Here is a 17,983-nt window from a genome sequence, read left to right as displayed (position 1 = left end):
CTTAGCGCACCCGCACCATCCGCTCGGCGCCGACGGTGTTGATGGCGAAGCTGTTGCGGCCGGCGGTCTTGACGCCGTACAAGGCCTGGTCGGCGGCGCGCATCAGTTCCTCGACGTCAACGCCGGCGCTGTGGGTGACGGCGATGCCGATGCTTGCCTGTACCACGCGCTGCACGCTGCCCAGCGCAAACGGCGCGTGCATGGCTTCCAGTATGCGCTTGCCCAGCACGTGCATCTCGGCAGGGCACGACAGCTGCTCGAAGACAATGACGAACTCATCGCCGGCCAGTCGCGCCACGGTGTCGCTGGCGCGCACGGCTGCCGACAGCCGGCGCGCAAATTCCACCAATACCTGATCGCCGGCGGCGTGGCCCAGCGTGTCGTTGATGTCCTTGAAGTGGTCGACGTCCAGAATGGCCAAGGCCACCGGCTGGCCGGAGCGGGCCGCGCGCGCCAGTGCTTGCGGCAGGAAGGCGTCGAACATGCGGCGGTTGTTGAGACCGGTCAGGACGTCGGTGGTAGCGAGGTGGTGCAGTTCCTGCTCCGCCTGCTCGCGGCGCTGCGACAGGCCGTAGAAGGCGCGGCTCAGGTCGCCGAACTCGTCGCGCCGCGCAACATCGAACACGACGATATCGGCGCGGCCGGCGCTGATGTTTTCCACATGTTCATGCAGCTTCGCCAGCGGACGCAGCAACTTCTTGGTGATGGCCCAGCCGAACAGGCCGGCGCAAGCGGTCAGCACGGCCGCGCCCAGCAGCGCCCGTAGCCGCACGCTTTGCATCGAGGCAAACGCGCTGCGCAGCGGGTAGGACAGGGCGATGGTCCAGTCCACTTCGCGCAAGTGCTTGTGCACCAGCAGCACCGGCACGCCGTCGTCGAGCAGGCCGTCTTCCCAGCCTTCCGGCGTGCGCAGTGCGGCGTCCAGCAGCGTGCCGGGAGCGTCGTCGCCTTTTTCCAGAATGCGCGCCTTGTCCGGATGATGCACCGTGACGCCGTTGCCGGCGACGATGAACAGGTAGCCGTCGGCACCCGAGCGTAGCGCATCCAGCTGGGCTGAGAACGACGGCCGCAGTAGGTCGATGGCGCCCAGTACGATGCCGATCAGCTTGCCATCGGCGTCGCGCAGTGGCTGCGTAATCACCACCACCGGCTGGCCGGACAGCGCGCTCTTGATCGGCGTCGAGATCACGCCCTCCTGCAGCCGCAGCGTGTCCTGGAAATATTTGCGTTCGGCGATATTGATGCGCTTGGCGTTGCGGTCACGCAGGCTGGCGACCAGGTTGCCGGACAGGTCGAAGGCGTTGACGTTGAAGAAGGTGTCGCGCAGCGTTTCGTGCGCTTCCAGCAGGGTCTGGAGATCGGCGAGCGGTAGGCTGCGGTCGTTGATTTCTTCGCCCAGCGCTTTCAGCAGCTGGCGCTTGTTTTGCAGGTCGTTGTCAATGAAGGCGGCGGCGCCGGTCAGCAGCGACAGTTCCTGGCGGGCGATGACCTGGCGCAGTTCGGATTCCGCAATCAACAGCGAAATGCCGCCGGCGCCGATGCCGGCGAACAGCAGCAGTGCAATGATCAGCGCGCTGATCTTGAACTTAAAGCTGAGGAAGAAGCTGGAAAGCGGCCGCATCGTGGCTCCTGACCTGCACCGCGCAATAGGGAGGCCAGTATAGCGCCGTCGCCCGGAAGGCCGCGCTCGCAAGGCTTTCGAAAATTTCGATAATAGGGTGGTAACTTTTCCGCTTTTTGATTGTGGATGGTTGCCGCATAATTCATTCCATCAGCGCGGCACACAGCAAGACGCGGCGCTAAACACCACATCGAAATTTTTGAATCTTAGGAGAATACATTATGCCAACCGCCATCGCCAAACCAGGTCAAACCCTGCTGAGCCCAACTAACCACGCCCTGATCCTGATCGATCACCAGTCGCAGATGTCGTTTGCTACCAAGTCGATCGACCCGGTCCTGCTGCGTAACAACGTGGCGCTGGTGTCGAAAGCGGCCAAGGAATTCAAGGTGCCGACCATCTTGACCACGGTGGCGGAAAAATCGTTCTCCGGCCCGATCTTCAACGAAATCAAGGACGTGTTCCCGGACGAAGTGGCGATCGACCGCACCACCATGAATACCTGGGAAGATCCGCGCATCGCCGAGCGCGTGAATGCCATCGGTAAGGACAAAATCGTGCTGGCCGGTCTGTGGACCTCGGTCTGTATCGTCGGCCCGGCGCTGTCGGCAATTGACCAGGGATTTGAAGTCTACGTCATCACCGACGCCAGCGGCGACGTTTCCGACGAAGCGCATGAACGCGCCGTGGCCCGCATGATCCAGGCCGGCGCCCGTCCGATGACCTCGCTGCAATATCTGCTGGAACTGCAACGCGACTGGGCCCGCGGCGAGACCTACAACGAGACCGTAGCGACCTCGATCGCCCACGGCGGCGGCTACGGCCTGGGCCTGATCTACGCCAAAACCATGTTCAACGCGGCTGAAGGTCACTAATCAGCGGATCTTGGGCGCCCACTGGCGGCGGAATAGCACCAGCGTGCTGGTGGCGCCCAACAGCAGGAACAGGAAGATGGCTTTCATCGATAGCGTGTAGCTGCCGCTGGTGTGCAGCAGCCAGCCGGACAGGCTGGCCGAGACGCCGCCCGCCAGGCTGGTCGCCACTTGCAGCAGGCCGGTGTTGAGGCCGACCGCCGGCAGCGGGATCAGCGTCAGCTTGCTCAGCGCCAGGTGGTTGGCCGTGACCAGTCCCAGCAACGACAGCGACACCACATTCCAGAACAGCGCCATGCGCAGCGTGTCCGCATACGCCCCCAGCAGCACGGTGGTGGCGCCGATGAAGCCGGCGACGATGAAGCATTTGCGCACCCGCACGGCGTCGTGGCCACGGGCGATCAGGCGGTCGGCGCTCCAGCCGGCCAGCGCCGCCACCACGGCGATGCCGGCAAAGCTGAAGAAGGTGTAGAGCCCGGATTTTTGCAGTGTCAATCCGCGCTGCTCGACCAGGTAGGCCGGCATCCACGTCATGCAGTAGATGTAGAAGTAGGCGTAGCAGAAATTGTTCAGCATGCCGCCCCAGACCACCGGGCTGACCAGCAGATTGCGCAGCGGCACCGAGGCCGCTTGCTCCACCCGCACCGCCAGCTCTTGCGGCGACGGAAAATCATTCTTCACCTGCGTCAGCCACGGCCACAGCCACAGCAGTCCAGTCAGGCCGGTGGCGATGAACATCAGCTGCCACGAGTGATTCACAATCAGCCAGGCGGCGATTGGTGCACCCAGCGCCGGCCCCATCTTGCCGCCGACCGAGAAGATGCCCAGCGCCGTGCCGCGCTGGCGTTCGGCAAAGTGGTTGGCGAGGTAGCGGTAGGTGGCCGGCACCACCACACCTTCGGCCGCGCCGATCAGCAGCCGCATCAGGATCAGCGCCCACAGCGTGCCGACCAGGCCGGTGGCCGCCGCCGTCATGCACCACACGGCTAGGCAGATGGCGTATGGCCACTTGACGCCGTAGCGGTCGACGATCCAGCCCATCGGCAGTTGCACCAGTCCATACGACCAGAAGAAGGCCGAACTGAGCCAGCCGCGCTCAACGCTGGTCAGTCCGAATTCGCTGATGAAGCCGTGGTCGGCCAGCGCCGACGACAGGCTGGTGCGGTCGACAAAGGAAATCATCTGCCCCAGCGCCAGCAGCACCACGATCAGCCATGGCCGCTCCAGCGCCGCGCGTTTTGTTTCCATGCCCTGTACCTTGATCAGCCAACACTAGACACCCAGTATATTTCATTGCTCTCAGTCACGTATGGTGTCAGCCAACCATAGATCGCCGCCAAGTTATATTGTAAAATTGCAACTGAAAATGCATTTATCTGAACAGGGTGGTTTGGCATGACGCGCTTGACACTGGAATTCGCAGCATCGATACGCTTCAAACTCATGCTGCTGGTACTGGCCTGTATCCTGCCCGCAGCCTTGCTGGCGGCGCTGCTGATTGACTACGACTACCAGCTCACCTACGACAACTTCACCCGCAGCGCCATGGCCACCGCGCGCGCCAACGCCATGGAAGTGGACAAGGAACTGGCGATCGTGGAGTCGGCGCTGGTCGGCCTGTCCACTTCACCCGATTTGCGGCTGCGCGATCTGCAAGCCTTCGACGCGCAGGCGCGCCAGCTCGGTGCGCGCCAGAATATTTTCAATGTGGTGCTGGAAGACGCTTCCGGCCAGCAGTTGATGAATACCTTCCGTCCGTACGGCGTGCCGCTGCCGCGCGAGCCAGACTCAGCCTCGCTGAAGTTCATGCGCGAGCGCGACGCCACGTTTATCTCCAGCCTGTTCATCGGCCCGGTGGCGCAGCGGCAGATGGTGGCGGTGGGCATTCCGCTGCACTCGCGCGAAGGCGCCTGGTGCGCGCTGACGGCCAGCATTGCGGTCGAACGCTTCGGCGGCATCCTGCGCCAGCAACATTATCCGGACCATTGGATCACCAGCATCATCGACCGTGGCGGCCGTATCGTGGCGCGTACGGCGGACATGCAGCGCTTCGTCGGCACGCAGGCGCTGCCGCAGGTGCGCGAACGCATGCAGCAGCAGGCCGAGGGGGCATTTGAAACCCGGACGCTGGATGGCACGCCGATCCTGGCGGTGATGTCGCGCGCCGTCAATTCCGGCTGGACGGTGGCGATCGGCATTCCGCTGGAAAACCTCAAGAGCGAGATGCGCCGCAAGCTGTGGTCGCTGGTGCTGGCCACCATCGGCTTGCTGGGCGCCGGGCTGCTGATCGCGTGGCGCATCGGCACCCGCATCCGCCGCGCCATGCATGGCCTGATCGCGCCGGCGCTGGCGCTGGGCGCCGGCGAGGCGGTGGCGCCGGTCTCCTACGGCGTGCGCGAAGCGGACGAGGTCGGCGATGCGCTGGTCAAGGCCTCGGCCATGTTGTTGCGGGCCCAGCACCAGGCCAACCACGACGTGCTGACCGGCATCGCCAACCGCGCCATGTTCCACGAGGTGCTGGCCCAGCAGCTGGCGATCTGCCAGCGCAGCCACGGCACGCTGGCGGTGCTATACCTCGATCTTGATCACTTCAAGGCCATCAACGACACCCACGGCCATGCAGCGGGCGACCAGTTGCTGATCGAGGCCTCGGTGCGGCTGCGCTCGCAGTTACGCAAGGCCGACATGGCGGCGCGCCTCGGTGGCGATGAGTTTGCGGTGATGCTGGCCGACGTTGGCGCGGCCGAGACCGCCCATGTGGTCGACAAGCTGAGTGGGCTCATGGCGCAACCGTACCAGATCGACGGCCTGGCGCTGACCGCCGCCGCCAGCATCGGCGTGGCGCTGTATCCGGCCGCTGGCGACAGTCTGGCGCTGCTGCTGGAAGCGGCCGACCAGGCCATGTACCAGGCCAAGGCGGCACGCCGGCTCGGCCCTAGGGGATAGTCATGGATATCACTTGTTATATGGAAAGTATTCCGCTAAGCTGATTGCACCCAATTCTCCGCCGCCATGCCACTCCCGCCGGGCGTGCGTCATTATTACTACGGCCCCATCCCCGCCGTGTCCGAACTCTTTTAGCGATCTCAATGTCCTCATAGGGCAGCTATCGATTTTCTTTCGATTGGAAAAATATTATGTTTGCTAACCTGACCATTCGTACCCGGCTGATCGGCACCATGGCCTTGCTCGGGCTCCTCATCATTTTCATCGGCGTGCGCGGCATCATGTCGTTGCATACATCCAACAACGTGTTGAAGGATGTGTACAGCAATTCCATGGTGTCGATGAAAGCCATTTACGAGGCGCAAATCCAGATTGACCGCGCGCGTCTGTCGCTCGACCGCGTCGCCATGGCGCCGGACGCGGCCAACGTGCCGGAGACACTGAAGCGCACCCAGGGCTTCATGGAGAACAGCGACAAGCTGTGGAAGAGCTACTACTCGCTGCCGTTCGGCGAAGGCGAAAAGGCGCTGGCCGACCAGGTGGCGGCGCAGCGTGACGCGCTGATCAAGGACGGCTTGCTGGTGGCGATCAAGGCCATCAATGACAAGAACAAGCCCGAGATCGACCGCATGATGCTGAGCGAAGTCACCCGCCTGTTCCGCCTGTACACCGACAGTTCGGAAAAGCTGTCCAACTATCAGCTGAAAGCCACCGCCGACCAGTATGACGCCAGCCAGTCCGCCTACCAGCGCGACCTGACGCTGGCGATTGCCGCCGTCGTGATCGGCATCGTGCTGGCCGCTGTGTCGGGCACGCTGCTGCTGCGCGCTGTGATGGGCCCGCTGAACCAGGCGCTGACGCTGTTCCACGCCATGGCCGACGGCAATCTGTCGAACCGCATCGAGCATGGCCGCAAGGATGAGATGGGGGCGATGATGGAAGGCCTGGGCGCGATGCAGGAGCGGCTGGCCGACACCGTGCGCAGCGTGCGCGAGGGCAGCGATGCGATCGCCACCGCGTCCAGCGAAATCGCCGCCGGTAATCTCGACCTGTCGCGCCGCACCGAGCAGCAGGCCGCCAGCCTGGAAGAGACGGCCTCGTCGCTGGAAGAACTGACCTCGACCGTGCGCCAGAATTCCGACAACGCCCGCCAGGCCAATACGCTGGCGTCGTCGGCGTCGGACATCGCCATCAAGGGCGGCGAGCTGGTCAGCCGCGTGATCGGTACCATGGGTTCGATTACCGAATCGTCCGACAAGATCGCCGACATCATCGGCGTGATCGACGGCATCGCCTTCCAGACCAACATCCTGGCGCTGAACGCGGCCGTGGAAGCGGCCCGTGCCGGCGAGCAGGGCCGTGGCTTTGCAGTGGTCGCCACCGAGGTGCGCAATCTGGCGCAACGCTCGGCCGCTGCCGCCAAGGACATCAAGGCGCTGATTACCGATTCGGTGGAGAAGGTCGGCAGCGGCAGCGCGCTGGTCAACGAGGCCGGCACCACGATGGAAGAGATCGTCACCAGCGTCAAGCGCGTGACCGACATCATCAGCGAGATCAGCTCGGCAGGCCGCGAGCAGGAAATCGGCATCGAGCAGATCAACACGGCGGTGGCCGAGATGGATACGGTGACGCAGCAGAATGCGGCGCTGGTGGAAGAAGCGGCGGCGGCATCGCAGGCGATGCAGGAGCAGGCCGTCAAGCTGGCCGAAATGGTGGCGGTGTTCCAGGTGGAAGGCGGCAATATCGCGGCCCGCAAGATCTCGACTGCGCGGCCGGCGGCGCGCGCTACAGCCGCCGCTGCGGCGCCACGCAAGCCGGCGCTGAAGCTGGCGACCAGGCCGGCAGCCAAGGCAGCGGCCAAGCCGGCCGCTGCGGCGTCATCGGCGCCGCGCAAGGCGCCGGCTGATAACAGCCAGGAGTGGGAAGAGTTCTAAACGAAAAAAAAGGGGCCGCATGCGGCCCCTTTTGCTAAGGTACTGAAGATTTATTCTTCCAGCAGGCTGCGCAGCATCCACGCGGTTTTCTCGTGCACGTCCAGACGCTGGGTCAGCAGGTCGGCGGTCGGTTGGTCGTCGCACTCGTTGACCACCGGCAGCAGCTTGCGCGCGGTGCGGGCAGTGGCTTCCTGCGCGGCGACCAGGTGACGCACCATGTCCAGCGCGACTGGCACGCCGTCGACTTCCTTGATGGTGGCCAGCTTGGCGAACTGGGCGTAGGTGCCCGGCGCCGGGTAGCCCAGCGCGCGGATGCGTTCGGCGATCTGGTCCAGCGCGGTCCATTGCTCGCTGTACTGCGTCATGAACATCTGGTGCAGCGAGTTGAACATCGGACCCTTGACGTTCCAGTGGAAGTTGTGGGTCATCAGGTACAGCGTGTAGCTGTCGGCCAGCAGGCCGGACAGGCCAGCCGCGATTTTCGCGCGGCTTTTTTCGGTAAGACCGATATCGATCTTGATCGCTTTAACACCCATCATTTTGCTCCTTGGTGAGTCGGTTGACTCTGCCATTGTAGCGCCATGACGCCGATTTTGCCTGTCCAGCTTGTTAGATCCAGCTTAGCCCGCCGTCCAGCCGCCGCCGATGGCCTTGACCAGCTGCACGCCGGCCTGGCGGTAGCGGGTCGACAGGTCCAGCTCGCTGCGACGCGATTGCAGGTAGGCGGTCTGCGCCGTCACTACTTCCAGATAGCTGGCCGCGCCTTCGTCGTAGCGTTTTTGCGCCAGGTCCAGCGCGCGCTGGGCGGCGGTCGCGGCCAGATGGTCGGACTTGGACGCTTCGTCGTAGTTGGTCAGCAGCGACAGCTGGTCTTCGACTTGCTGGAAGGCGGTCAGCACCACCGAACGGTAGCGCGCGCCGGCTTCATCCAGCTGCGCTTCCGCGTTGGCGATCTGCGCTTTGCGGCGGCCGCCATCCAGCAGGCTGACGGCCAGCGACGGACCGACTGCCCAGAACAAGTTGGAAGCCTGAGCAAAGCGGCCGAAGTCGCTCGACTGGAAACCACCCGACGCGTTCAGCGTCAGCGACGGGAACAGCGCGGTGCGCGCCACGCCGACCTGGTCGCTGGCGGCAGCCACGCGCAGCGCGGCGGCGGCGATGTCCGGACGGCGTTGCAGCAATTGCGACGGCAGGCCGACCGGCAGCGCCGGCGTCACGAAGCTGACGTCATTCGGCGCCAGCGTGAAGCTGGCGGCGTTGGCGCCGACCAGCGCGGCAATCGCGTGTTCCTGCACATTGCGCTGGGCCTGGCGCTGGCGCAGCAGCGAGCGGGTCGATTCCAGCTGGGTCTCGGCACGGGCCAGGTCCAGGCCGGAGGCGCTGCCGCCTTCATGCCGGCGGTTGATCAGGTCGGCCTGACGCTTGTAGGCGACTTCGGTTTCGCGCAGCAGCTTGAGGTCGGCATCGGCGCCGCGCAAGGCCAGCAGCGTGTCGGCCAGCTGGATTTGCAGCGACAGGCGGGCCGCCGCCAGATCGGCGTTGGCGGCGCGTTCCTGCGCCACGCCAGCGCTGACCTGCTTGCTGATGCGGCCCCACAGGTCGACTTCGTAGCCGAGGTCGAACTGCAGCGTGCCGCTGTTGTATTCCGCCGGCGAGGTGGCGCCGCGCAGCGGCTTGAGGTCGGACTGGCGGTCGCGCTGGCCGTTGAGCGAAGCGCCCAGGGTCGGCGATTGCGCTGCCCGCAGCGTATTGGTGGCGGCCTGCGCCTGCAGGTAGCGCGCCAGTGCGCTGGCCAGATCTGGGCTGTTATCCAGAAGCTGTTGTTGCAGCTGGTCGAGTTGCTGGTCGCCGTACATTTTCCACCAGTCCGCGGGCAGTTGCGGCGCCTTGGCGTTGGCGTCGGCCCAGCCGGGCGGCAGGTCGCGGAAGGCGTCGGCCAGCGGCACCGCCGGCGGCGCCTGGACCGGGGCGTCGGCGCAGGCACTCAAGGCCAGCGCCAGCGTCACGGCCAGGGTGAGGGGAGCGGGATTGAAGATCTTCACAGCTTGGCCTTGGCGTTGGTGGCAGCAGCGGCAACGCGGACCACATCGCCGGTGGCGACGCCGTCCGGCGGATTGGCGATCACCTGGTCGTTGCTATCCAGGCCGGAGGCGATTTCCAGCACGTTGCCGAGGTCGCGGCCGACGGTGATGGTTTTCACTACCACGTGGTTATCCTTGCCCAGCGTCGCCACTTGGGTGCCGGCCTTGTTGAAGATCAGCGCGCTTGGCGGGATGCTCAGCGCGTTGCTGGTCAGCGGCGCGTCGAAGTGCAGCGAGGCGTAACCGCCCGGCAGCAGGTCATGGCTGTCGTTCTGCACGGTCAGCTGGACCAGCATGGCGCCGGAGCTGACATTGATCGACTGCGACAGCGACTGCACGGTGGCTATGAAGGTCTTGCCCGGACGTTCCGGCACGCTCAACTCGGCCTTGTCGCCGACCTTGATGGCGGCGATCTGGCGTTGCGGCACGTTGACGTAGACGCGCAGGCGGCTGATGTCGGACACCACGAACAGTTCCGTGCCCGGCGCACCGCCGACGCTGATCAGCGCGCCGACATCGGTGTTGCGGGTGGTGACCACGCCGTCGAACGGCGCCACCAGGCGGGTGTAGCGCTGCAGCGATTGCACGCGGTCGACATTCGCCTGCATGGCGCTGACGGCGGCCTGTTTGGCGGCCAGGTCGCCGGCTTTCTCATCGGCTTCCTGGTGCGAGACGGCGTCCGCCGTCAGCAGACCCTGCCAGCGCTTGGCGGTGCTGGCCGCCAGCGTCAGGTTGCTGCGCGCGCTGGCCAGTTCGGCCTTGGCTTGCAGCAGTTGCTGGTCGAGGTCAGGCGTTTCGATATCGGCCAGCTGCTGGCCCGATTTGACCGGCGCGCCGATGTCGACGCTCCAGCTTTTCAGGTAGCCGCTGACGCGGGCGTAGATCGGCGCGCGTTGCCACGCTTCGATGCGAGCCGGCAGTTCCAGCGGCGCGCCGGTGATCGGTTTGACGGCCAGCACGCTGACCATCGGCACCAGCGGCGCGCTGGCTTCGTTGACTTGCTCGGCGACCGAGCGGCGGCTCATCACGCCGGCTGCCACCAGGGCGGCGGCTAGCACGATCAGACCCAGGGCCAGCGGCTTGTGACCCATACGAGTAGTTTTAGTTTGCATGGACAGGTGCTCCGGAAATAGGTTGGTCGTTAGATTGGGATTTCGGCGCATGCTTTTTGTGCACCAGGCTGAACACCACAGGCACGAACAGCAGCGTTGCGGTGGTCGCGAAGATCAGGCCACCGATCACGGCGCGGCCCAGCGGCGCATTCTGCTCGCCGCCATCGCCCAGGCCGAGGGCCATCGGCAGCATGCCGATGATCATCGACAGCGCCGTCATCAGCACCGGACGGAAGCGGACCGAGCCGGCTTCCAGTGCAGCGGCGGTGGCGTCGCCCAGTTCTTCCAGGCGTTCACGCGCAAACGAGATCACCAGCACCGAGTTGGCGGTGGCCACACCCATACACATGATGGCGCCGGTCAGTGCCGGCACCGACAGCGTGGTATTGGTGGCGAACAGCATCCAGACGATACCGGCCAAGGCGGCCGGCAGCGCCGAGACGATCACGGCCGGGTCCAGCCACGACTGGAAGTTGACCACGATCAGGAAGTAAATCAGCACCACGGCGCCCAGCAGGCCGAACAGCAGGCCGGAGAAGGCGCGGTCCATGGTTTTCACCTGGCCCAGCATTTGCGCCGACGAACCCTTAGGCAGTTCGGCCTTGGTTTCTTCCAGCACCTTGTTGATGTCCTTGGCGACGGCGCCGAGGTCACGGTCCTGGGTGGTGGCGTAGATCTGCACCATTGGCGCGATGTCGTACTGGCTGACCAGCGCCGACGCGGTGCCGCGCTGGAACTTGGCGACGCCGCCCAGGGTGGCGGTGCCGGTGGTGCTGCCGTTACCAACCGGCAGGTTGGCCAGCGCCGTCAGCGAATCGAGCTGCGGTTGCGGGGTCTGCATGACGATCGGATAGCTGACGCCGTTGGCCGGATTCAGCCAGAAAGTCGGCGCCACCTGCGACGAACCGGCCAGGTTGACCACCATGCTGTTGGTGATGTCGCGCGTGTTCAGGCCCAGTTGCTGCGCCTGGGTACGGTCGAGGTCGACGTTGAACACCGGCGCCTTGTTCGACTGCTGGATGCGGGCATCGGCCACGCCTTTGATGGCGCGGATACGTTTCAGCAGCTTGTCGGCGTAGACGTAGTTGTCATCCAGCTTGGCGCCGCGGATCTGGATATCGATCGGCGCCGGCGAACCGAAGTTCAGAATCTGGCCGACGATGTCGGCTGGCGGGAACGAGAAGGTGGTGTCCGGGAACTCTTCCGGCAGTACCTTGCGCAGCTTGCGCACGTACTCGGCGGTCGGCGCATGGTCTTCGCCCAGTGCGATCTGGAAGTCGCCGTCCTGGGTGCCCATCATGCCGGTGTTGTTGTACACCATATTGATCGAGCTGGCCGGCATGCCGATGTTATCGGTCATGGTGACGATTTCCTTGGACGGGATCACGCGGCGGATGGCTTGCTCGATGTGGGCGAAGCGGGCCGCAGTTTCTTCGATCCGGGTGCCGACCGGCACGCGCACGTGCAGCAGCACCTGGCCGGAGTCGACCGATGGGAAGAAGTTACTGCCCAGGAAAGGCACCAGCGCGAACGAGGCCAGAACCACCACCATGAAGCCGATGATGAACTTCGGACGGCTGCCGATCGCCGATTCCAGGATGCCGTAGTAACCGGCGCGCAGGCGCTCGAAGCGGGCTTCGAAGGCGCGCTGGAAGTTGACCAGCGGATTGCGCGATGGCGGCAGCGTGGCCGCGCCGTGGTGACCGTGGGCATGACCTTCGCCGGTGTCGTGCGGTTTCAGCAGGTAGTTGGCCATGGTCGGTACCAGGGTACGCGACAGCAGGAACGAGAAGATCATCGCGAAGATCACTGCCTCGGCCATCGGCACGAACAGGAAGCGCGACACGCCGTCCAGGAAGAACATCGGCACGAACACGATACAGATACACAGCAGCGAGACGAAGGCTGGCGTGGCGATCTGCGCCGCGCCGTCCATGATCGAGGTTTCCACCGGCTTGCCTTGTTCCAGGTGCCAGTTGATGTTTTCGATGGTCACGGTCGCATCATCGACCAGGATACCCACGGCCAGCGCCAGGCCGCCCAGGGTCATCAGGTTGAGCGACTCGCCGATCGCCGACAGGGCGATGATGGAGCCGAGAATCGACAGCGGAATCGACACGGCAATAATAATGGTCGAGCGCCAGCTGCCGAGGAACAGCAGGATCATCAGGCTGGTCAGCGCGGCGGCGATCACGCCTTCCGACGCCACGCCTTTGATTGCAGCGCGCACGAACACGGACTGGTCATTGATCGGCGTGACTTTCAGCGCTTCCGGCCAGCCGGATTTCAGCGTGTCGATCTTGTTGCGGATGCCGTCGACAATTGCCAGCGTCGAGGTCGAGCCATTTTTCAGCACCGACATCAGCACCGAGCGGCTGCCGTCGACGTGCACCACGTTGGTCTGCGGCGCATTGCCGTCGTGGACGTTGGCGATGTCGCCCAGGTAGATGGTGGTGCCGTTGACCACTTTCACCGGCAGGCGGGCCAGGTCGGCGATGGCCGTTGGCGCGCTGTTGAGCTGGATGGTGTATTCGAGCGAATCGATTTTCTGCGTACCGACCGGGGTCAGCACGTTTTGTGCAGCCAGCGCATTGGCGATGTCCTGCGCCGACAGGCCGCGCGCTTGCAACAGCGCCGGATCGACGTCAATCTGCACCTGGCGCTGCTTGCCGCCGTATGGCAGCGGAATCGCCGCGCCCGGCACGCTGACCAGCGGCGTGCGGACGGTGTTGGTGCCCAGGTCGGACAGCTGCTGTTCCGTCAGGCCTTTGCCCGATAGCGCCACTTGCAGAATCGGCACAGTGGCCGCATTGTAGTTAATGATCAGCGGCGGGGTGATACCGGCCGGCATCTGCTTCAGCAGCGCCTGCGAGATCGCCGTCACCTGGGCATTGGCCACCGCCACGTTGACGCCCGGCTGGAAGAAGATCTTGACGATGGAAACGCCGGTGAAGGTGTTGGCCTCGATGTGTTCAATGTCGTTGACCGTGGTGGTCAGCGCGCGCTGGAACAGGGTCGAGACGCGGCCTGCCATCTGGTCGGGCGGCTGGCCGGTGTACTGCCATGCCACCGCGATCACCGGAATCCGGATATCGGGGAAGATGTCGGTCGGCGTGCGCATTGCTGCCAGCGGACCGATGATCAGCAGCAGCAAGGCCATGACCACAAATGTATAGGGACGCCGGAGCGCCACGCGGACGATTTCAATTAACACACAAATTACCCCCAGGGACAGACTGACCGGACAATATAGCGCGGTGCAGCATTTTGAATAATGCGGCGGAATCGCATGACCTTATGAGCCAGGCTAATCAATGCCAAGGTGAAGCTGATGATGCTGCGCTTATGCAGCAGGGATGCTAACAATTGCTACATTAGTGAATAATTTTATCGTCTTAATCGTTATAGTTGACTTAAGAATTGTTTCTGGCATGTATCAATCGGTACATAAGCTGTATTCCACGCCGGAATGTAATCTGTTTGTAATCTCGCTGTCACCTTGCCGTCAGGGAGAGATTTTTATACTGGTTTCATTCTCACCACTGAAGGAAACCATCATGAAAAAGCTGTTACTGGCCGGCGCCTTCGCCGCACTGTTCTCCGGCGCCGCTTCGGCAGAAGTTAATAATATCGTGTTAGTGCATGGCGCGTACGCCGACGGCTCGTGCTGGAATGACGTGATCGCCAAATTGCAGAAAGCCGGCAAGCATGTCACCTCCGTACAGAACCCGCTGACCTCGCTGACGGACGACGCCGACGCCACCCGCCGCGTGCTGGCGCTGCAGGATGGGCCGGTGGTGCTGGTCGGCCATTCGTGGGCCGGCACGGTGATCAGCGAGACGGGCGTCGATCCGAAGGTCAAGGCGCTGGTATATGTGGCGGCGCGGGCGCCGGATGCCGGTGAGGATTACGGCGCGCTGGCGGCCAAGTTCCCGGCGCCGCCGGCCAGTGCCGGTCTGGTCAAGTCGGCGGACGGTTTTGCGCAACTGAGCGAGGAAGCGTTTGTGCGCGACTTCGGCGGCGACCTGGACCCGGCGCGCGCCCGCGTGCTGTACGCTGGCCAGGGCCGCATCTCGCAGACCTTGTTCAGCGCCCGCACCACGCAGGCGGCCTGGAAGGTCAAGCCGACCTATTATGCGGTATCGACCAACGACCGCACCACCTCGCCGGACCTGGAACGTTTCCTGGCCAAGCGCATGGGCGCCAAGACCATCGAGCTGGCGTCGAGCCACCTGTCGATGATCTCGCATGCGGACGAGATCGCTAATCTGATCCTGGAAGCAGCGAAGTAAGAATCAGGCGATCGCGACCGGATTGATGTTGACCTGGGTCGAGCCGACATACAACGGCTGGCCCAGCACAAACAGGAATTCAAAGACGCCGTCGCGCAGCAGCGCCCGGGTGTCGATCAGTTCCAGGTTGTAGATGCCGCGTTGGGCCAGCATGAACTGGTTGACGGGGAATTCCTCGCCGGTCGGGTTCGGATAGACCTCCGAGGCCCAGGTGTCGCCGCCGAAAGCGACGATATCGCGCTCAGCCAGCCACTTGGCGGCTTCAATGTCGATGCCCGGCTCGACTTCCAGGAATTGCTTGTCGTCCTTGCCGATCAGTTCCAGCCAGCCGGTATTGAACAGCACCACATCGCCAGCTTCGATCGTTATGCCTTGGCGCGCCAGCGTGGCCTCAATGTCCGCCACCGTGATCGTAGTGCCGCCCGGCACGATATCAACGCCGAAATGCACCGTCATATCCAGCACCACGCCGCGCGCCACCAGCGGCGGCACTTTCTCCACACCTAGCTTTTTCACGCCCTCAACAGTGACGAAGTCCTTGGCGTCATTACCGTTGTAATACACATGATTGATGCCGATATGGCCTATGCCGTTGAGCTGCGTGCCGACGCCGGTCCACGCCACCGCCAGTTCGTCGTTGAAGGTGAACTGGTTCGGCCCCGTGGTTTTGCCGGCCTGTTCGCCTGGCTGGATGTTGTACAGTTTGAAGCTGCGGTGGCGGAAGGCCGGCAGGTCTTTGCTGACCGGCACCGCCAGCGGATAGGTGCGGCCGGTCTTGATCAGCGCCGCCGCCTTCAGCACCCGTTCCGGCGTGATAAGGTTGGCGGCGCCGATTTCATCTTCCGCGCCAAAGCGCGACGGATACCAGCTTGGCTTGTTTTGCATTGTGTCTCCTGAGATGGGGTAGAGCCCCAGTCTCAGTGGCACGGTAGGAAGCGGCAAGCACCGCACGGTAAAAAGAGATTTGAGTCTGGCTCAACAATCCTCTTACTTATGGGATAGGGAGGTCAGAACGGTGGCGCCACCGGTCTGCTTGACCGTGATGGCGCCATCGGCGTGGCCGGGACCGATCATGGTGCCGTTGGCCATGCCCATGGCGTTGGTGCGGAAGCTGCCGACCGGCGCTGCGCCGGTGCCGGCATAGACGTCATATTGCGTATCCGGCTTCAGCTTGTACAGAAAGGCCTCGATCGACTCCACCACGCCCAGGCTGCGCACCACCACAAAGCCCTTGGCCTCGCCGCCGACCGGCTTCAGCTGGATATTCACCGAATCCTGGTTCACGCGCGGCACCAGGTTGGAAGCATCTGTGGCCGACGGCGCCACATTCGACAGATAGACCAGCGCTTGCGGCGCTTGTCCGCCGCCCATGGTGGCGATCACTTTATTGGTGGCGGTGTCGATTACCTGCACGCCGTCGCCGTTTTCCAGGCCGATGTAGACGCGGCTGTTGTCGTCCGAGGTCCAGGCGCCGTGCGGCAACGCGCCGGTCGGAATGGTCGCCAGCAGCTTGGCTTGCGGGCCGGTGCTGTACACCTTGACCACATTTTCGCCGCCGATCGTCACATAGGCGCGCACTTCGCCGCCGACCTTGGCAAACGCCAGGTGGTTGGTAATGAAGCCAGTGTCGATCACGCCAGTCACTTCCAGCGTCTTGGTGCTGATGCGCGTGACCTTGCCGACATCCTTGTGCGTCATCCAGATTTCGCTGTAGTCCGGGGTAAATTGCAGGAACGGCGAGAACGGGCTGACTACGCTGACGCGCTTGATGATGGTGTGCGTCGCCACGTCGATGATGTCGACGGTTGGCGTAAAGCTGGAAACGGCGAACGCCAGCTTGCCATCCGGATGGAACTGCACCATGCCCGGTCCCAGTTCGGTCTGGATGCGGTGGGTTTCCTTGAAGGTCACCGGATCGATTACCGAAATATAGTCTTCACCGCGCACCACTACCCAGACTTCCTTGCCATCGGCGCTGAAGAAACCTTCATGCGGCGAGCGGCCGACGTAGGTCTTGCCTTTGACCTTGTTGGTGGCGGTATCAATAAAGGTGACCGAGTTGGAGCCGTTGGAAATCGCAATCAGCGTCTTATGGTCGGGGGAGAAGCCCAGGCCGTGCACGTTGATCTCGCCCTTGTACAGCGGCGACAGCACGTCCGGCCGCTGGTTGCCCAGTTTGATCTGGCCGAGCAGGGTGTTGCTCGCCGGGCTGAAGACGGAGACAGTATTGGTATTCTGGTCGGCCGTATAGACCCGGTCCAGCGGCGAGATGGCGGCTTCGGCGTGAACGCTGAGGGCCATGCCGATGGCGGCGGCGAATGCGAGTTGCTTCATTTGGTGGTCTCCTTGGTGAGATGGTGTTGTAGCCAGGCCTGCATGACTTGGATTTCGACTTGCTGCTCGGCGATGATGCCCAGCGCCAGGTTGCGGATTTCTGGATCTTGTGTAGACAGCAGCACTGCTTTTGCCATGTCGACAGCGCCCTGGTGATGGGGCATCATCATGGTGACGAAGTCGTGGTCGGGATTGCCGTTCATCGGCGCCTGGCGCATGCCGGCGTCCATGACGGCCATGGCATCGTCCATCAGCGCGCTGAACGGCTTGGCGCTGCTGGCGACGAAGACGGGCGGCGCTGCCGACGCCGGGGGCGTCGATGCGGCCTCGCCATGATGGTGGTGCTCCTGCGCGCTGGCCGCTGCCGCTGTGAGCGACAGGGCGGCCAGGCCGGCGATGAGGGCGGCGCGCACCAGCTTAGCCTCGGTACAGCGGGTTGCTGCCGACGTAGACCGTCACGTTGCCGAGATCGATACCGGCCGGGGCGATTTTGGCCAGGCTGAAAGCTTCTTCGGCGTGCAGCGTGTCAAAATGCCAGGTGAAGGTCTTGCCGTTGACGTTGAAGGCCACGGTGTCGCCGTTGTTGACGTTGACCGACTTGGTATTGGCGTTGATGGTCACCTGGCGGTCGGCGTTGTCATTGCTGGTGGCCATGCCGAATTGTGGATGCGGATTGACCGAAGCGTGGGCGGCGCCGGTGAGGAAGGCGGCGGCGATGATGGTGGTGCGCAGAGCGTTAAACATGATATTTCCTTTCGGGGTGGAGTGAAGATGTAGCCAGTCTAGGCAAT

Annotated in this window: 14 protein-coding genes; 4 read left to right on the top strand and 10 right to left on the bottom strand. The window is 63.6% G+C overall.

The window, feature by feature from the left end; genetic code table 11:
* Window position 1: 1 nt before the first annotated feature.
* A complete protein-coding gene (locus GTP69_RS20370) occupies window positions 2–1,621 on the bottom strand; it encodes a diguanylate cyclase domain-containing protein (protein ID WP_161056562.1) in 1,620 nt (539 codons plus the stop codon).
* A 221-nt stretch (window positions 1,622–1,842) separates the two neighbouring features.
* Here GTP69_RS20370 and GTP69_RS20365 point away from each other — a divergent pair, with 221 nt between their 5' ends.
* Entirely contained in the window at window positions 1,843–2,496 is a 654-nt protein-coding gene (locus GTP69_RS20365; RefSeq protein WP_161056561.1) for a hydrolase, read from the top strand.
* On the opposite strand, the gene GTP69_RS20360 is transcribed toward GTP69_RS20365, so the two are convergent.
* Window positions 2,497–3,741, bottom strand: coding sequence for an MFS transporter (locus tag GTP69_RS20360; protein WP_161056560.1), 1,245 nt, complete (start codon window positions 3,739–3,741; stop codon window positions 2,497–2,499).
* 147 nt (window positions 3,742–3,888) lie between these two features.
* Here GTP69_RS20360 and GTP69_RS20355 point away from each other — a divergent pair, with 147 nt between their 5' ends.
* Both GTP69_RS20355 and GTP69_RS20350 read left to right on the top strand, forming a co-directional pair.
* Complete coding sequence (locus GTP69_RS20355; protein ID WP_161056559.1) at window positions 3,889–5,439, top strand: sensor domain-containing diguanylate cyclase; 1,551 nt, start codon at window positions 3,889–3,891, stop codon at window positions 5,437–5,439.
* Between the two features lie 191 nt (window positions 5,440–5,630).
* Window positions 5,631–7,373: a methyl-accepting chemotaxis protein gene (locus GTP69_RS20350; protein WP_161056558.1), complete on the top strand. Its 1,743-nt coding sequence runs from the start codon at window positions 5,631–5,633 to the stop codon at window positions 7,371–7,373.
* Between the two features lie 50 nt (window positions 7,374–7,423).
* Here the strand turns inward: GTP69_RS20350 and GTP69_RS20345 are convergent, their stop codons facing one another.
* From GTP69_RS20345 to GTP69_RS20330, 4 genes are all read right to left on the bottom strand, one after another.
* Window positions 7,424–7,912, bottom strand: a complete 489-nt coding sequence (locus tag GTP69_RS20345) for a Dps family protein (RefSeq protein ID WP_371868038.1) — start codon at window positions 7,910–7,912, stop codon at window positions 7,424–7,426.
* 81 nt (window positions 7,913–7,993) lie between these two features.
* On the bottom strand, window positions 7,994–9,415 hold the full coding sequence (locus tag GTP69_RS20340; RefSeq protein WP_371868037.1) for an efflux transporter outer membrane subunit: 1,422 nt from the start codon (window positions 9,413–9,415) through the stop codon (window positions 7,994–7,996).
* Entirely contained in the window at window positions 9,412–10,566 is a 1,155-nt protein-coding gene (locus GTP69_RS20335) for an efflux RND transporter periplasmic adaptor subunit (RefSeq protein WP_161056557.1), read from the bottom strand. Before GTP69_RS20335 ends, GTP69_RS20340 begins: the two co-directional genes overlap by 4 nt.
* Entirely contained in the window at window positions 10,556–13,780 is a 3,225-nt protein-coding gene (locus GTP69_RS20330) for an efflux RND transporter permease subunit (RefSeq protein ID WP_161056556.1), read from the bottom strand. Before GTP69_RS20330 ends, GTP69_RS20335 begins: the two co-directional genes overlap by 11 nt.
* Before the next feature lie 343 nt (window positions 13,781–14,123).
* Here GTP69_RS20330 and GTP69_RS20325 point away from each other — a divergent pair, with 343 nt between their 5' ends.
* Window positions 14,124–14,858, top strand: a complete 735-nt coding sequence (locus tag GTP69_RS20325; protein WP_161056555.1) for an alpha/beta fold hydrolase — start codon at window positions 14,124–14,126, stop codon at window positions 14,856–14,858.
* A 3-nt stretch (window positions 14,859–14,861) separates the two neighbouring features.
* Here the strand turns inward: GTP69_RS20325 and GTP69_RS20320 are convergent, their stop codons facing one another.
* The 4 genes from GTP69_RS20320 to GTP69_RS20305 form a co-directional block, all read right to left on the bottom strand.
* Window positions 14,862–15,743: a cyclase family protein gene (locus GTP69_RS20320; RefSeq protein ID WP_161056554.1), complete on the bottom strand. Its 882-nt coding sequence runs from the start codon at window positions 15,741–15,743 to the stop codon at window positions 14,862–14,864.
* Between the two features lie 102 nt (window positions 15,744–15,845).
* Window positions 15,846–17,192, bottom strand: coding sequence for a YncE family protein (locus tag GTP69_RS20315; protein WP_161056553.1), 1,347 nt, complete (start codon window positions 17,190–17,192; stop codon window positions 15,846–15,848).
* Window positions 17,189–17,605 (bottom strand): DUF305 domain-containing protein, encoded by a 417-nt coding sequence (locus tag GTP69_RS20310; RefSeq protein WP_371868036.1) that lies wholly within the window; start codon window positions 17,603–17,605, stop codon window positions 17,189–17,191. The genes GTP69_RS20315 and GTP69_RS20310 overlap by 4 nt, the downstream gene beginning before the upstream one ends.
* A 4-nt stretch (window positions 17,606–17,609) precedes the next feature.
* Entirely contained in the window at window positions 17,610–17,936 is a 327-nt protein-coding gene (locus GTP69_RS20305) for a CzcE family metal-binding protein (RefSeq protein ID WP_161056552.1), read from the bottom strand.
* Between the last annotated feature and the right edge of the window lie 47 nt (window positions 17,937–17,983).

Origin of the sequence: Duganella levis (assembly GCF_009857605.1) — a bacterium.
GTDB classification, from domain to species: domain Bacteria; phylum Pseudomonadota; class Gammaproteobacteria; order Burkholderiales; family Burkholderiaceae_D; genus Rugamonas; species Rugamonas levis.
The sequence above is the reverse complement of the archived record's forward strand: the minus strand, read 5'-3'. Positions and strand labels throughout refer to the sequence as shown.

Coding starts and splice junctions, on each gene's coding strand:
- GTP69_RS20370 (WP_161056562.1), bottom strand. CDS start 1,621: ATGCGGCCGCTTTCCAGCTTCTTCCTCAGCTTTAAGTTCAAGATCAGC.
- GTP69_RS20365 (WP_161056561.1), top strand. CDS start 1,843: ATGCCAACCGCCATCGCCAAACCAGGTCAAACCCTGCTGAGCCCAACT.
- GTP69_RS20360 (WP_161056560.1), bottom strand. CDS start 3,741: ATGGAAACAAAACGCGCGGCGCTGGAGCGGCCATGGCTGATCGTGGTG.
- GTP69_RS20355 (WP_161056559.1), top strand. CDS start 3,889: ATGACGCGCTTGACACTGGAATTCGCAGCATCGATACGCTTCAAACTC.
- GTP69_RS20350 (WP_161056558.1), top strand. CDS start 5,631: ATGTTTGCTAACCTGACCATTCGTACCCGGCTGATCGGCACCATGGCC.
- GTP69_RS20345 (WP_371868038.1), bottom strand. CDS start 7,912: ATGATGGGTGTTAAAGCGATCAAGATCGATATCGGTCTTACCGAAAAA.
- GTP69_RS20335 (WP_161056557.1), bottom strand. CDS start 10,566: ATGCAAACTAAAACTACTCGTATGGGTCACAAGCCGCTGGCCCTGGGT.
- GTP69_RS20325 (WP_161056555.1), top strand. CDS start 14,124: ATGAAAAAGCTGTTACTGGCCGGCGCCTTCGCCGCACTGTTCTCCGGC.
- GTP69_RS20320 (WP_161056554.1), bottom strand. CDS start 15,743: ATGCAAAACAAGCCAAGCTGGTATCCGTCGCGCTTTGGCGCGGAAGAT.
- GTP69_RS20315 (WP_161056553.1), bottom strand. CDS start 17,192: ATGAAGCAACTCGCATTCGCCGCCGCCATCGGCATGGCCCTCAGCGTT.
- GTP69_RS20305 (WP_161056552.1), bottom strand. CDS start 17,936: ATGTTTAACGCTCTGCGCACCACCATCATCGCCGCCGCCTTCCTCACC.